Origin of the sequence: Aquamicrobium soli, assembly GCF_042646345.1 — a bacterium.
GTDB classification, from domain to species: Bacteria; Pseudomonadota; Alphaproteobacteria; order Rhizobiales; family Rhizobiaceae; genus Mesorhizobium; species Mesorhizobium soli_A.
In genome coordinates, this window is the sequence record NZ_JBHRTK010000001.1 from 188,881 (window position 1) to 202,684 (window position 13,804).

The window sequence follows — 13,804 nt, forward strand, 5'->3', positions numbered from 1 at the left end:
ACGGCGCCGCCATGATCAGGGGTCGTTGGCGGATTCGGCAGCTTTGGCGGGCGTTTCGGCTTAGTAGACGCTTTTTTTTTTACAAATGGCTGCGCATCTTAATAGCGAAAGCAATCGCCCATCCGATCAGAAAACGTCCCGCACGGGACGATTCGGCGGCTGGTCGATACGGGGTGACGTCCTAAGACGCCGCCCTACGACATCATGTTGGTTTTATTATATAAAATCTGTAAATCCCGATATCCATGGGAGCAAGAAGCTTGACTTTCGCGTACCTCAGGTACGGGAAAGTTATATTGCTGATGGCTTTTATGAGCGCCGTATGCTAACTTTCTCGTACCTGAGGTACGCGAAAGTTAGAACAATCCCCCTTAATTTGGTAGGCGAAACGCTCGACAAGACCCGCAGCCACTACATGGCGGAGGCGGGGAAACTCGTGCAGTTGATGCGGGGCATTTACGTGAACGCGGATGACGACATCGACGCCACGGTCATCAAGCACGCCGTCCGTATCGCTCGCTACCTCTACCCTCAGACTTATCTCTCCGCTGCCAGCGCGGTTGCGCTCGGTCCCACGCGTGACGGTCGCCTTTTCCTGAGTGGCCGCCGCAAACAGCGCACGAGGCTCCGCACGCTGGAGATAATTCAGAACGAAGCGCCTGCGCATCCCTCCGTTGCCCAGGCCATCATCGACGACGGGATGGGAGAGTTTCGCGTTGATGTTTCATCCATGCGGCAACGTTTCCTCGAAGCCTTTCGCCTGCGCAGCGAGCACGCGGCCTCGATCGACGAGACGGCGCGGGCGGCCATCGCGGCAAGGCTCATCGAAGAGCACGGCAGCGCTCAAGACGCGGCCGATGCGGTCTGGGCGCTCGCCCGCCAGAATCAGTGGTATCGCGAAGGCGAAGCGGCTGAGAGATATTTCCTGCAGCGGCCGGCGGCAGCGCCGGCGCGCAACGAAGCCGCGCTCGACCTGATCGTGGCATGGCATGGCAAGCCGGTCGGCAATCTTGTCCATGACGGCTTCGAATGGCGATGGCAGCAGACGGCAGAGAATGGTCCCCCGCTCATCCGGCAAACCACGCCCGGCAAGTTGCCTCCGTTTATACTCTCGCTTCTTCCTGAAGGATGGCTGGAGTCAGTTCTGAACGACCGGGACGAGCGCGCCACGCTGCGCTCCGGCAGGCGGTATATGTCCAGCATCACCATCGTTGAAAAGCGCAGCGAACTGGCGGCTCTTCCGTCCGACATTCTGCAAACGCGCCTTGCTTCCTACTCCGAAGGTGGGGTCTTTACAGGCCGCTATGCGGGCCCCGGCCGCGACCACATCGAGAAGAGTTTCGAGCAAAACCTGGCGCAGATATTTGCAAACGCCGAAACCCCGCGTCTTTCCGGCGTGCAGATTAAAGCGCCGATGTTCCTCGATGGCGATGGCACGCTGTCACCCAGCATAACAACCCCGTTCACTCACATCCTGAAGCCCGCCGGCACAAGCGGGTTTGAAGCTTTGCCCGTGATCGAATGGCAATCCCTCACGCTAGGAACGGCCGCCGGCTTCAAGACTCCCGTAATGGCGCTCCTATCCATGCCGGACGGAATGCCCCCCGCTCTGCTGGTTGAGCGCTTCGATATCCGCGTCGGCAAGAAAGATACCGCGCTTCTGGCCATGGAGGATTTCTGTTCGGTCCTGGATGTCCCCACCAGCGCCAAATATGACGGCACGATGGAGCGCATAGCGCGGGCCATTAGGCCGCTATCCACTTCTCCTGACGAAGATGTCCTGCTTCTTCTGAGGCGCGCGCTGTTCGCATGGCTTATTGCTGACGGCGACATGCACCTGAAGAACATGGCCCTGCTGAAAATCGCCGAACCGGGCAGCACGCGCTTCAGCTCCGTGCGGATGGCCCCTCTTTATGATGCCGTCACAACACGGGTGTTCCCGCGTCTGGAAAGGGATCGCATGGCCCTCAAAATGAACGGCAAAGATGACCGCCTGCGCCGGTCTGACTTTAAGGCATTCGCGAGCACAGCAGGCATAAAGGCATCCGATGCCGATGAAGCCATGGACGAACTTGTTGCACAGCTCCAGGTGGGGCTCGATGCCATAGCGCTCCCCTCGGCGGTGCCTGCCGCGACGCCGATAAGCGACGCAGCAGAACGTATGCTCACCTTGATTAAAGAACGGCTGAAAGAATTTTCCTAGCGCCCCCGCGCGCCTTCATCCGGCAAAAAGCCCGAGAGAAAAGATAGGCGACACGATCATCGGGAATACCGCGCAGTAGAGCGCGGCCGGTTGTAAGCGGCCGTCAGGCGGCGGCCGCATCGTGTTCGGCCTTAGCGGGTTTGCCGCGCAGCACCTCCGGCAGCCAGCCGGTTCCGGCGATTTGTCGCCTTTCTCCGCTCGCTCGCTCATTCCTGACATGTTGATGATCAACCGGTGAACTCGGCGGAACTGGAGTGCTCAGCCGCATCGCCGTTTTTTTTGTCGTCAGGCACGGCCAGTTCCTCGCCGAGTACGGCGATCAGCGCCGACACGCGAGTGCGCACTCGCGGGCGAAGGCCCACAAGTCCTTCGACCAAGCGCCGGCCTTCCGCGCTGGCAATGAATTCGATGCGCTCATCGACCGGCAGCGGCGATGCTCGAACACCGGCTTCGTTGCCCGGAAGACCCTCGAAGAAGCGGCTCGCAGGTTACTCCGAGCGCCATGGCGATCTCGAAGAGCATGGAAGCGCTCACGCGATTCCTGGCGTTCTCGTATTTCTGGAGTTGCTGAAAGCTGATGCCGATGGAACGGGCGAGTTGAGCCTGTGAAACGTCTGACTGGACGCGAACCGCGGCGATCTGCCTGCCGACATGCCTATCCGCAGGGTGAGGGGAATCGTCGGCTTCGGGCTTTGCCTTTGCCTCGACGAGGTGAGCGCGTTTGATCTGTGACAGTACGTTTTGATGCTGGATCGGTCTCTCCCCAGATGGAGAGTTTGTCGTGGGCGTGCCCCGCCATCGGGGCACGCCCGCGCCGCTCCTATTCGCACCGAGCTGGCACGTCAGAAGGCTGGTGACTAACAAACATGAGGTCGTCCATCGCCCAAGGTTGCGGGATCGGCCTCCTTGAAAAGAACCGCGTCAACTGTCATATTTGAAAGCGACAGTTGACGTAAAGAAGTGAGAGATGACTATCGCGGCTGAAATGGTTCCTGACAGAGAAGTCGGTGACCTGCAGAAGGTCGCGGAGCTACTAGGTGGCGCTCGCGTCCTATCACGCCGTGTGACCAGCACGCTCGACGCACATGAGTTGCTGCTGCACGGCCTGCCGGGATCGGCGTTGGACCACCTCGTCGGGCGGCTGGTGTTTATTCACAAGACCGAGTCGCTCGAAAAGGCGGTCGGCATGAGTCTGCGGACCTATCAGCGGCGCAAGGATACGCCGTCGAAACCGCTCAGTCAGGAACAGAGCGGGCGAACGTGGAAGTTCGCCGAAATCCTTGCCAAGGCGACAGACGTGCTGGGATCGCAGGCCGAGGCGGAACAGTGGCTGGAACGCCCTGCGATCGGTCTGGACCAGCGCCGTCCGATCGATCTCCTGTCGACGCCTGCCGGCATCGAACTTGTCGAGGATTATCTGGAACGGCTCGAATATGGTGTCTATGCATGACGCCGTTGCCCGCGGCGCTCGGCGGCACGGAGTTTCTCGTCTGGCGCCTTGACCAAGCTCGCTTTGCGCCCACCTGGGACAGTGGAGAAGGCGCCTACCGTGTCGGCGGTCGTTGGAACAGCAGGGGCGTGCGCGCCGTCTATTGTTCTATCGATCCTTCGACCGCGATCCTCGAAGTGGCGGTCCACAAAGGGTTCAGAGCGCTCGACACGGTCCCGCATGTGATGACAGCGGCTGTCATCAGCGACGCAACCGACGTCCATGTTGTAGAACCTGCCTCGGTGCTGAATCCCAACTGGCTGCGTCCTGGTATTCCCAGCGCCGGGCAGCAGACCTTCGGCGACGATCTTCTGCGGCATCATCGTTTTGTCGTCATCCCAAGCGCGGTTTCCTTGCATAGCTGGAACCTCGTCTTCGTTGCAAGTGTCGCGACAGGCGCGTATGCCCTGAAACTTCAGGAGCCTTTTGCGCTCGACACGCGCCTGCATCCGCCGGCTTCATGAACGACAGGCCGTCAGCTCATGACAGGTTTTCCGACGTTCACGCCACGCCCACTTGCTCATTGGTCGCCGCGAAGATCGTCTCCGAAAGCCATTTCTTGAACGGTGAGTTATCGCTGAACTGCTTGAACAGCTCGGTGCGAGCCGAGCTTCGCTTGGCTTTCGCCCGTCGGTGCCCGATTCCGTCCCCGTTATCCAGCAATCAAGGGTAGGGCAGGACGCTTAGGTCACGGGGACTTTCGGACCATGCGTCTCCATGTGTTGCCAGGCGGCCGCGCCGCTGCGGATATCTGGAAGCAGAGGCGGGAGAAGCCGAGATCTTGGGTTGCCGGATCACCCCGGCGCAGATCCAGGAGACGTTCGGTCGGCCGAAACACCATGGCGTCGTTCGACAATGTGGCAGCGAAGTCGGGTGTGCCGTCGCCACGCATCCTACGCAGCGCCGCCTGCAGGATAGGCACGCCGAGCCGCGCTGCTTGCAGCGCGTTGCTCTTTCCGCTGGTGTTCCCTGCGCGGCGACAATCAAGGTGAGATTCAGCGTCAATCAGGATGAGACTCGGCGGCGGGGGTGTGGCGAAGGGAGGGCGTAGCCCGACCGGAGTTACATCCCCGCTGCGGCGCAACTTTTCGGCGTCTCATGATCGCGGTCGGCCCAGTAGCGTGGGTGGTTTTTCTGGAATGGAGAATCACCTTTGTGCCGGGTCGCCATGTAACCGATCATCAGACGAGGCTTTTTATGAAGTACCGACAAATGCATTCTGTTGGGGTCGCCGCCGCGAAAGCGTCGATCAGCCGGGCGACGGCTTACCGCATGGAGAAGGACGCACGTCTTCCATCGCAAAACAGACCGCCGCGCGGCCGGCGTCGCCCCGATCCGCTCGAGCATATCTTTGACGCGGAGGTCGTTCCGCTCCTGAAGGCCGCTCCCGGTATCCGTGCGGTCGCCATTTACGACGAGATGCTGCGGCGCCATCCGGAACTGTCCGAAGGCATTCGCCGCACGCTTGAGCGGCGTATCCGGTCATGGCGGGCCGTTCACGGTGAGGCACAGGAAGTGATCTTCCGCCAGGCGCACGAGCCCGGTCGGCTGGGGTTGTCGGATTTTACCGACATGAGCAGCCTCGGCATCACGATCGCCGGTCAACCGCTCGACCATCTCCTTTACCACTTTCGGCTCGCCTGGTCGGGCTTTGAGCACGCCCATGTCATCCTCGGCGGCGAAAGCTTCATCGCCCTGGCCGAGGGGTGCAGAACGCGTTGTGGTCTGTTGGCGGCGCGCCGCTCTATCACCGCAGCGACAGCTTGTCGGCAGCCTTCCGCAACCTCGATGCCGACGCCAAGGCCGATCTGACGCATCGTTACGAGGAACTGTGTGCCCACTACCGCATGACGCCAACCCGCAACAACAAAGGCATCGCGCACGAGAACGGCTCGATCGAAAGCTCCCACGGCCATCTCAAGAACGCCGTTCGTGACGCCCTGCTGATGCGCGGAACAAGGGACTTCGACGATCTCGGCTCCTACCGCATCTTCATCGATGAGATTGTCAGCCGCCGCAATGCGGCACACGGCAAGCGCATCGACGCCGAGCGGCCTCATTTGCAAGAGCTTCCCGAACGCCGCACCACGGACTTCGAAGAGGTGGTCGTTACGGTGTCGCGCACCGGCGGCTTCACCTTGCGCAAGGTCTCTACACCGTGCCTTCCCGCCTGATCGGACACCGGCTGGGCGTGCGCCTCTTCGACGATCGCCTCGAAGTCTTCATCGGCGGCACGCATCTGATGACGTTGCCCGGCGGGCGGGGCCATGCCGACGGACGGCATGACCAGGTCGTCAATTACCCCCACGTCATCCATTCCCTGCGCAAAAAGCCGATGGCGCTTCGCGGGCTCGTCTATCGCGACAAGCTGTTCCCACGGCAGGAATATCGCAGGGGCTTTTGAGGCCCTCATAGGGCATGTTCCCGACAAGCAGGCCTGCAAGATCACCGTCGAGCTGCTGGCATTGGCCCATGACCGCGGTTGCGAGCGCGAACTGGCCGAGGAGCTTGCCAGAACGCTCGATGCCGGCAGTCTGCCTGACCTCGCCGCCCTGCGAGCGCTCTTCGCTCCGGACCCGGCCCGGTTGCCGACCATCCATGTGCAACTGGCATCGCTCAATGGCTATGAAGCCCTGATCGGCACGGCCTATGCGGGAGAAGCCGCATGAAGGGTGCCCACACCATCGACGAAGCGCGCCTCGGCATTATGCTCAACGAACTGAGGCTGCCGACGATCAAAACGCTCTGGCCGCAATTTGCCGAGCAGGCGGATCGGGAAGGATGGCCGGCCGCTCGCTTCCTGTCAGCCATCGCCGAACATGAACTGGCCGAACGTGCCCACCGCAGGATCGAAAGGCATCTCGCCGAGGCGCACCTGCCGCCCGGAAAGACGCTCGACAGCTTTGCCTTCGATGCCGTGCCCATGGTCTCCAAGGCCCAGGTCATGGCGATCACCGCCGGCGACAGTTGGCTCGCAAAGGGCGCCAACGTCCTCATGTTCGGGCCGCCCGGCGGCGGAAAGAGCCATCTCGCCGCGGCCATCGGCCTTGCGCTGATCGAGAACGGCTGGCGCGTGATGTTCACCCGCACCACCGACCTCGTCCAGAAGCTTCAGGTCGCGCGACGCGAGTTGCAGCTGGAATCCGCCATCGACAAGCTCGACAAGTTCGATTTGCTCATCCTCGACGATCTGGCCTACGTCACCAAGGACCAGGCGGAAACGAGCGTGCTCTTCAAGCTCATCTCCGCCCGTTACGAGCGGCGTTCCATCATGATCACTGCCAATCAACCCTTTGGGGAATGGAACAGGGTCTTCCCGGACCCCGCTATGACGCTCGCCGCGGTCGACCGCCTCGTCCATCACGCAACGATCTTCGAGATGAATGTCGAAAGCTATCGGCGCAGATCCGCAATGGAAGCCAAACGCCAGCGCGGCAGACCAGCCTCATACGCGACAATCAAAAACACCCAGGAACTTGTCGCGGAGCGGCAATCAGAAACCAGCGAAGTTCTTGCCAGCGACAATCAGCGTGATAACTTCCAATCGACCGCGACATAAGAGTCTCATCTAGATTGTCGCCGCCGTCTCATCCTGATCGCCGCGCCATAGTTCCCGCCGACAAGTGCCGTGACGGGCTTCAGATTTATGGTGAGCTGTTCAATCCGTTTGAAGTGTCTGACCGTGATCTGGTCGAGCCGAACCTGCATGTATCCCCCACCATATAGGAGCTGCGGTCGATAAGAAATGGTCACCCCGCAAAGTGAAACGTCAATCGCATCATCGGACCCTAACGAATGACTGCTTCCCGACATAGCGCGCCCGAACCTGTCAGTCCGCGGCCCCCGACCTGCCCAAAGGAGTCTTCCAAAAAGGGATGATCGAGGATTCGTATTGGTCTCGATCGGGGTGAAAGCGAAATGACAAGTTTTGGGCGATCGGCTTAGGGGAAGGACATTCTACGAACATTCGCATCCAGCTTTGCGCGCCCATCTTGGCTATCCCTGCGCCCTTGTCAGGATCTCGCGGTCCGTCTTCAGCTTCGGATTCCTTTGCGCAGCCGGTCGTTCCTTGCTGACGTGGCATCAACTGTACATTGCCGGGAAAACCCTGCTCCCGCCCACTCCTATCTCGCGGGTCCAGGTCGCCTTTCTGTCCTCGCTTCTCGCCATCGCGGTATCCGAGCCGGAAACCTATTGTTTTACAAATAAAAATACCTATCTCTGTAATGTAACATGGAGAATAGAAATAATGAAGAGAGTACACCTAGAAAAACCAGAAAACAGGCATGAGCGCTCTGACAGAATTGCGCGGGAATATGTTTCTGCCGAACGTAAACGGCGCGATGAAAAAACTGCCAGACTCCGCGATATGCGTCTGAAGATGGAGAGGATGGCAGCATGAAGACTATCGGATATAAGGATCTGGGTTGCCCCGTCGTTGCCGGGCAATACCCCTACAACACCATCCTGGTCGACGTCGGCGCCGCTCAAGCGCGCGAATGGGAGCGCGATCCGCAGATTCGGTTCGCGCTCGTCCACACCTATGATAACCGCTACTCGATGGAACGCATTCCGGCCTCAGTCCGCCCATGACTGGCCCACTATGTTCTCGTAATGTTCTTTTGCTGCTGGTCCCGCAGTCGGCCCAACCGCCCTCGTCCCCCACGCTTCTCCTGGTTGGGCCGCCTTCGACAGCTTGCTTTAATTTATTTCAGACCTACATTGGTCTCATACGCTTCGCCTGACGCCGGATGTACGCGCAGGAGGAGGCACCATAGGCCGGCGCTACCTTTTAGCCGGCCTTTTCCTCGGCCTCAATTTGCGCTCCGTTAGCTCCGTCTCCTGGCGTTGAGTTGCGTGACGGTGCAGTTGAGGCCGAGGGTCAGATTACTGACGTCGTACCGGTAGAAGCCCAACCCTACTCATCCGTCCAGATGATCTTTCGCACATACTCGATCCGGTCGATTTTTCTGATCTTGATCTGCTGCCGCACCGCTGCCGGCGGGTCGCCGATTTGCATATCCAAGGTGTTGCGCTCCTTGCAACTGGTGCACCGCCAATCCCGCATGTAGAGCATGTCGTCGCATTCGACGTTGCCGAACACGGTAATTAAATCCGCTATCAGATAGTACCGCTCGATCTTGCAGTAACGGCAACGCAGGCGCGCGAACTGCGAATTCCGCGACGCCGCGGCTAGCGTGTACGATCCCTTTCGTTTCGGCCAATAGGGTTCCGGCATGACGGGAACAAAATAGGAACAAAATCCTTGACCCCGTCAAGCCGGCAAGGCAAAGTATCCATCCAATCACGGAGAGATCGAAATGGCGGCGCACGCCCATGCACCGAACGGTGAAGCTTTTTCTGATGCCGCGGTCACACTGACGCTGATTTGGCAGGAAACGCTGCCGGACAGGACGGCCGACTATTCTGCCTATTCCACCGTCTATCCGGGCGCAGTCGGCCGCATATTTCGTTTCGATTCCGGGGAAATGCAGGGCCAATGGCTCTGGTCCATGACGGCAGACGGCTATGACATTTCCCGTAACGCAGGCCACTGCTCAGGGTACGAGCAATCGCCTCGCCGAGCCGCGCAATGCGTCGAGGAAGCGTGGTTTGCCGCGATCCGCGGATCCTCGCTGGATCGCGCTGAAAGGAGGAATTCCTATGCCATGGCGAAGGCCGGGGAGTAGTGGAGCGGCTACAACGCGCAGTACATGCTAGGGAGATGATGTCATGCAAAATTTGCGCCTCACGTGGTCCCATACCTGGCCCGACAGACCTCGGGATTTCGTCGGAATGGCAGCGGGCGGTTTAAGGGCGGGGCGCATCTATCATGTGGTCGGAACCACCAATAATCCAGAGCATTGGTTTTGGGCTTGCAATGGCTGGTATCGCGGTCGAGGCATGAATGCATCGGGGCAAGCCCCCGACAAGAACACGGCGGCGCGTATGGTCGAGGACGCGTGGTTCAAGGCCGTCGAGCGGATCGATAAGGATATGGGGCCGATGATCCCCTGAGGCCACGAGCAACACCCTCCAGCGCCTGGACGTCGTCCTCATAATAGGCCGCTTGCACAGAAAAACGCTCCTTTTGAAGCCAATCGAATGCAATCTGTTCGGGCAAGTCTGTTAAGGCTAGTATCTGTGACCACGCGCCTCTTGCGAGGTGATCGTGTTGGTGCCCGAATCGAATGTAGCTGTCGTTTGCATGCGGATGGCATAGCGGGATCACGGGCTGCCAAACGACGGAAGCCATAGCTGCGCTTAATCGAACTAATGGCCCACGGATAAAGATGTGCGCCTATTTCGGGGTTTCTGAAAGCGCCTCGCGAGCCGCTGCGACCACTTTGAGCTGGTCCATCAGGTCCATTATGCCCTGGCAGGGCGGCGCGATTTTCGACCCACGCGACACCGGCCAGCGGTGAAAGAGAAAAGCTGCCGCTTGTCCAATTCGCGTTACGGTGAGGTATCGGCTCGTCTGCTCCCTCTTGTCGGCGGCATAGATATCAAAATACTCATCGCGCATGGCAAGTATTCCAACGGAGCGACTCAATCGCTTGGGTTCGCCTCAATTCCTCTGCGCAACCGTTTCCGCCAATCTCCGTTAAGTCGTGGTCGCCGAATAAGTGAAGCCACGCCGCAGGAGACGGAACTGCGATGATCCAGCGTATAAAAAACAGTACGGACGAAACCGTTGCACAAACCCTCAAACAAGAGCGAATGGATCGCGATGCAAAGACTCGACGTTTGCGAGAGCTAAGGCTTGAACGTGATCGACAGGCAGCCACGGAATCAGCTGACGACGCAGCGACCTCCGAGAAAAAGAAAACGCGATCGACCGAGCATAGCCCGAAACGAAAAAAGCCCGCATCGAAGTGAGCGGGAACAGGCGTCGACAAGCACGCCGGCGTGATCGCCTGACCTTGGCGCAACACCGGGGCGAGAAGTTCATCGCTCGTGGTCGTTTCCCCGTCAAACCGGCTAAAGCAGGTCGAAATGCCTCTCGCTCTTCCGGACAAGGCGGTCGATCAGTCGGCCACTTGCGCCGCGAAGTCCGAGAGAATGGCTTTCTGCCCCTCCAGGATTTTGCCATTAGCTTCGGCGAGGGCGAACCAGCCGGCGCGATCCACTTCGGGGAATTCCTTCATCGTGCCGGACCGCGGCGGCCACTCCAACGCAAACGTATTACTTGCAATCGCCGAGACGTCGATATCGGCGTCCGCTTCGACCGACCAAGCAATGACGATTTTTCCGCCGCGTTGCTTGTATTCGCCAAGGCGCTCGAAGCGACCACAAATCCTTGTTCCGATTTCCTCCTCGACCTCACGACGGGCTGCTGCCAGTTCGTCCTCGCCGTCGTCGACAAGTCCTTTTGGTATCGACCAGGCTCCGGCGTCCTTTTTCGCCCAGAACGGCCCACCGGGATGGACAAGCAGCACCTCAAGTCGTCCGTCCTTCCGTCGGAAAATCAGCAATCCAGCACTGCGCTTTGACATGTCTTTGCCCCAGGCTCCACTAAGAGAACGGGCTAGCTAGTCCGAGCCGGCTCGCACGGTTTCGACAGCGAGCGAGCCTGCCGGAAGCGGCCTGAGCAGTTCCGCTTCCGGCTTGGTGAGACGGATCCATGACGTCCAGTCCTGCGGCGAGAGCACTGCGACCTGCCGATTGTGGTAGAGCTCGACGTCCGGCCCCGGTTCGGTCGTCAGCATTGTAAAGGATGGCGGCTGGTTACCCCGGCCATCTCGCCACAGACCGGCGATCGCCATGAAGGGCGCGTTTCGCAGGGTGAACCGGTGCTTAGCCTTCGGGTATTTCTTGCCCGTGAACTCGAAGAAGGCGCTGGCGGGGACAAGACAGCGATTGCTGTCGCCAAACCGTCGGCCCTCCGAGCGGAAGTTAAAGATGGGGCCGCCTTTGGGATTGGCTGCGGGAAAACCGAAGCGCATCGCAGCAAGCTCTATCGCATCGCCCGCAGCGCGCATGACTGGTCCGACGTCTCCGATCTTGATGTCATCCGCCGTCGGCAGATCGAGTTCGCTTTGGTGCGGCGGAATGCCGAGTTCCAGCGACCGCATGAGTTCGCAGTATTCGGCCCAGGCAATGTGTTGCTCGAAATCGTTGCACATCCGGCCAACATAGGTCGGATCACCATGACTGACGAGGGGCGACTAAGGGGGGTCCTTCGTTCACTCACAATCGCCAAGCTCTCAGATACGATCGCCTGGCACCGCAGGCTGGCAAGCGCCTTTCGTCCCACGGTCGGATGCCCTAAACTAGATTGCCTGCCCGCCCGACACCTCGATACGCTGCGCGTTCACCCAGCGATTATCTTCCGAAAGAAGTGACGCGATCATCGGGCCGATGTCGTCTGGCAGGCCAGGGCGGCCGAGTGCCGTTACCTCGGCGATGTGCCGGGCCACCTCGGGGTCGTCGCGCACCACGCCCCCTGAGAAGTCGGTCTGGATGGCGCCTGGCGCAACCGTATTGACGGTGATACGGCGAGGCCCCAGTTCCTTCGCCATGTACCGGGTCATCACCTCGACGGCGCCCTTCATGGAGCCATAAGCGATACGGCCCGGATAAATGATGCGGGTCAGGCCGGAGGAAATGTTCACGATCCGGCCTCCATCTGCGATCAGCGGCAGCAACGTTTGCGTCAGGAAGAACGGGCCTTTCAGGTGGACGCGGTAAGCGGCATCAAAATCCTCTTCCCTCACCTCATCGATCAGGCCGCTGTGCGATGTGCCGGCCATGTTGACGAGGAAGTCGAAGCGCTCCGCTTCCCATTCGCCGAGCACGCGTCGAACTTTGTCGGCGAAGCCGGGAAACGCTCCTGTGTCGCCCGTATCCAGTTGCAGGGCGACTGCACGTGCGCCAGCTTGCCGGACTTCTGCCACCACCTCCTCGGCGGCGGCTCGGTTCCTATTGAAGGTCAGGATCGATGATACGCTGCGGCGCGCGAGCGCCGCCACGGTGGCGCGCCCGAGACCGCGACTGCCGCCGGTGACTAGCGCGATGGGATGTGCTGGCATGGGGAAACCTCCATTCTTTCAAGACCTCCCTGACCTAGTCTTCGTGCCGGCAAATGATTAGATCGCGCTTTCGGTCAACATTGTTTTGGGTGATAGAATAATCCGTATGGATTGGCTCGCCACGCTCAACCTTTTCGTCCGCATAGTCGAACGAGGCAGCTTCAGCGCGGCAGCGTCGGATCATGGTGTTTCGCGTCCCGTCGCGACCGCAGCTATCAAGGCGCTGGAGGAGCAACTGGGCACACGGCTGTTGCAGCGTTCCACCCGCCACGTCCGGACCACCGTCGAAGGCCAAGCCTATTACCATCGCTGCGTTGCCATCCTCGCCGATCTTGAGGACGCTGATCGAGATGCTGGCGGGGCGGTCGCCGGACTGGTCCGTGTCGATGCCGCCGGTCATCTCGTCCGCAAGGTACTGCTGCCGGAATTGCCCGATTTCCTGGCTCAGCATCCAAAGTTGACCGTTTATCTCGGCGGAGGTGAGCGCTTCGTCGATCTGGTGCGCGAAGGCGTCGATTGCGTTGTACGCGCCGGCGAACTAGTCGACAGCGACATGGTGGTCCGACGGTTAGGCGTAATGGAGGAGATCACCGTTGCGAGCCCCGCCTATCTGGCGCAGTACGGGACACCGCATGCTCCAGACGAACTGGACGGCCATCGAATGATTGGCTTCGTCTCCTCGCGCACAGGCCAGCCGCTTCCATTGGAACTCACACGCGATGGCAGCATCATCGAGGTGGCATTGCCAGCGCGCGTCCTGGTCGGCAGTGCTGATACCAGCGCTGCGGCAGCACGGCTTGGTCTTGGGCTTTGCCAAGCTCCTCGTTATCGTTTCGCCGACGACCTGGCGAGTGGCACACTGGTCGAGGTACTCGCCGGTTTTGCGCCCTCGCCAACGCCCTTGTCCGTGCTTTACCCGAGCAACCGACAGCTTTCCCCACGCGTGCGGGTGTTCGTCGATTGGTTGGTTAAGACGATCAGTCCTCGGCTAGACATGGATTGAACTGGATCCGAACGCGAAGCAGCCTGGCGGCTGTGCGCCTTCACTTCGGTCGTCAGACGAATTCCGGCGGAGCCCTA

At 60.0% G+C, this 13,804-nt stretch carries 15 protein-coding genes and 1 pseudogene; 10 read left to right on the forward strand and 6 right to left on the reverse strand.

Annotated elements, in window-relative coordinates; genetic code table 11:
- Positions 1-322 precede the first annotated feature (322 nt).
- The gene (locus tag ACFOHJ_RS00980; RefSeq protein WP_378217564.1) at positions 323-2,203 is read left to right on the forward strand and encodes a type II toxin-antitoxin system HipA family toxin; all 1,881 of its coding nucleotides are present in this window, start codon (positions 323-325) and stop codon (positions 2,201-2,203) included.
- A 414-nt stretch (positions 2,204-2,617) separates the two neighbouring features.
- On the opposite strand, the gene ACFOHJ_RS00985 is transcribed toward ACFOHJ_RS00980, so the two are convergent.
- Positions 2,618-3,010, reverse strand: a complete 393-nt coding sequence (locus ACFOHJ_RS00985; protein ID WP_378217566.1) for a helix-turn-helix domain-containing protein — start codon at positions 3,008-3,010, stop codon at positions 2,618-2,620.
- A gap of 160 nt (positions 3,011-3,170) precedes the next feature.
- Between ACFOHJ_RS00985 and parS the strand changes: the two genes are divergently transcribed.
- The 5 genes and pseudogenes from parS (at position 3,171) to ACFOHJ_RS01010 (ending at position 8,285) form a co-directional block, all read left to right on the forward strand.
- Positions 3,171-3,653, forward strand: coding sequence for a type II RES/Xre toxin-antitoxin system antitoxin (parS, locus tag ACFOHJ_RS00990; RefSeq protein WP_378217568.1), 483 nt, complete (start codon positions 3,171-3,173; stop codon positions 3,651-3,653).
- Complete coding sequence (locus ACFOHJ_RS00995) at positions 3,650-4,156, forward strand: RES family NAD+ phosphorylase (protein WP_378217570.1); 507 nt, start codon at positions 3,650-3,652, stop codon at positions 4,154-4,156. Before parS ends, ACFOHJ_RS00995 begins: the two co-directional genes overlap by 4 nt.
- Positions 4,157-4,847: 691 nt before the next feature.
- A pseudogene (gene istA, locus ACFOHJ_RS01000) lies at positions 4,848-6,361 on the forward strand (IS21 family transposase).
- Positions 6,358-7,251: an IS21-like element helper ATPase IstB gene (gene istB, locus ACFOHJ_RS01005; protein WP_378217572.1), complete on the forward strand. Its 894-nt coding sequence runs from the start codon at positions 6,358-6,360 to the stop codon at positions 7,249-7,251. The pseudogene istA and the gene istB overlap by 4 nt, the downstream one beginning before the upstream one ends.
- An 839-nt stretch (positions 7,252-8,090) precedes the next feature.
- The gene (locus ACFOHJ_RS01010; RefSeq protein WP_378217574.1) at positions 8,091-8,285 is read left to right on the forward strand and encodes a hypothetical protein; all 195 of its coding nucleotides are present in this window, start codon (positions 8,091-8,093) and stop codon (positions 8,283-8,285) included.
- 325 nt (positions 8,286-8,610) lie between these two features.
- Here the strand turns inward: ACFOHJ_RS01010 and ACFOHJ_RS01015 are convergent, their stop codons facing one another.
- On the reverse strand, positions 8,611-8,931 hold the full coding sequence (locus ACFOHJ_RS01015; RefSeq protein ID WP_378217576.1) for a hypothetical protein: 321 nt from the start codon (positions 8,929-8,931) through the stop codon (positions 8,611-8,613).
- 82 nt (positions 8,932-9,013) lie between these two features.
- Here ACFOHJ_RS01015 and ACFOHJ_RS01020 point away from each other — a divergent pair, with 82 nt between their 5' ends.
- The gene (locus ACFOHJ_RS01020; protein ID WP_378217578.1) at positions 9,014-9,382 is read left to right on the forward strand and encodes a hypothetical protein; all 369 of its coding nucleotides are present in this window, start codon (positions 9,014-9,016) and stop codon (positions 9,380-9,382) included.
- Positions 9,383-9,425: 43 nt separating this feature from the next.
- On the forward strand, positions 9,426-9,710 hold the full coding sequence (locus tag ACFOHJ_RS01025; protein ID WP_378217580.1) for a hypothetical protein: 285 nt from the start codon (positions 9,426-9,428) through the stop codon (positions 9,708-9,710).
- A gap of 283 nt (positions 9,711-9,993) precedes the next feature.
- On the opposite strand, the gene ACFOHJ_RS01030 is transcribed toward ACFOHJ_RS01025, so the two are convergent.
- Positions 9,994-10,218 (reverse strand): DUF982 domain-containing protein, encoded by a 225-nt coding sequence (locus tag ACFOHJ_RS01030; protein WP_378217582.1) that lies wholly within the window; start codon positions 10,216-10,218, stop codon positions 9,994-9,996.
- Between the two features lie 131 nt (positions 10,219-10,349).
- On the opposite strand from ACFOHJ_RS01030, the gene ACFOHJ_RS01035 reads away from it, so the two are divergent.
- Complete coding sequence (locus tag ACFOHJ_RS01035; protein ID WP_378217584.1) at positions 10,350-10,571, forward strand: hypothetical protein; 222 nt, start codon at positions 10,350-10,352, stop codon at positions 10,569-10,571.
- A 149-nt stretch (positions 10,572-10,720) separates the two neighbouring features.
- Here ACFOHJ_RS01035 and ACFOHJ_RS01040 read toward each other — a convergent pair whose 3' ends face one another.
- From ACFOHJ_RS01040 to ACFOHJ_RS01050, 3 genes are all read right to left on the reverse strand, one after another.
- A complete protein-coding gene (locus ACFOHJ_RS01040; protein ID WP_378217586.1) occupies positions 10,721-11,188 on the reverse strand; it encodes an NUDIX domain-containing protein in 468 nt (155 codons plus the stop codon).
- Positions 11,189-11,224: 36 nt separating this feature from the next.
- Entirely contained in the window at positions 11,225-11,818 is a 594-nt protein-coding gene (locus ACFOHJ_RS01045; RefSeq protein WP_378217588.1) for an SOS response-associated peptidase family protein, read from the reverse strand.
- A gap of 147 nt (positions 11,819-11,965) precedes the next feature.
- Positions 11,966-12,724 carry an SDR family NAD(P)-dependent oxidoreductase gene (locus ACFOHJ_RS01050; protein ID WP_378217590.1) on the reverse strand — a complete coding sequence of 253 codons (759 nt, stop codon included), beginning with the start codon at positions 12,722-12,724 and terminating at the stop codon, positions 11,966-11,968.
- Between the two features lie 106 nt (positions 12,725-12,830).
- On the opposite strand from ACFOHJ_RS01050, the gene ACFOHJ_RS01055 reads away from it, so the two are divergent.
- Entirely contained in the window at positions 12,831-13,727 is an 897-nt protein-coding gene (locus ACFOHJ_RS01055) for a LysR family transcriptional regulator (RefSeq protein ID WP_378217592.1), read from the forward strand.
- Positions 13,728-13,804 lie beyond the last annotated feature (77 nt).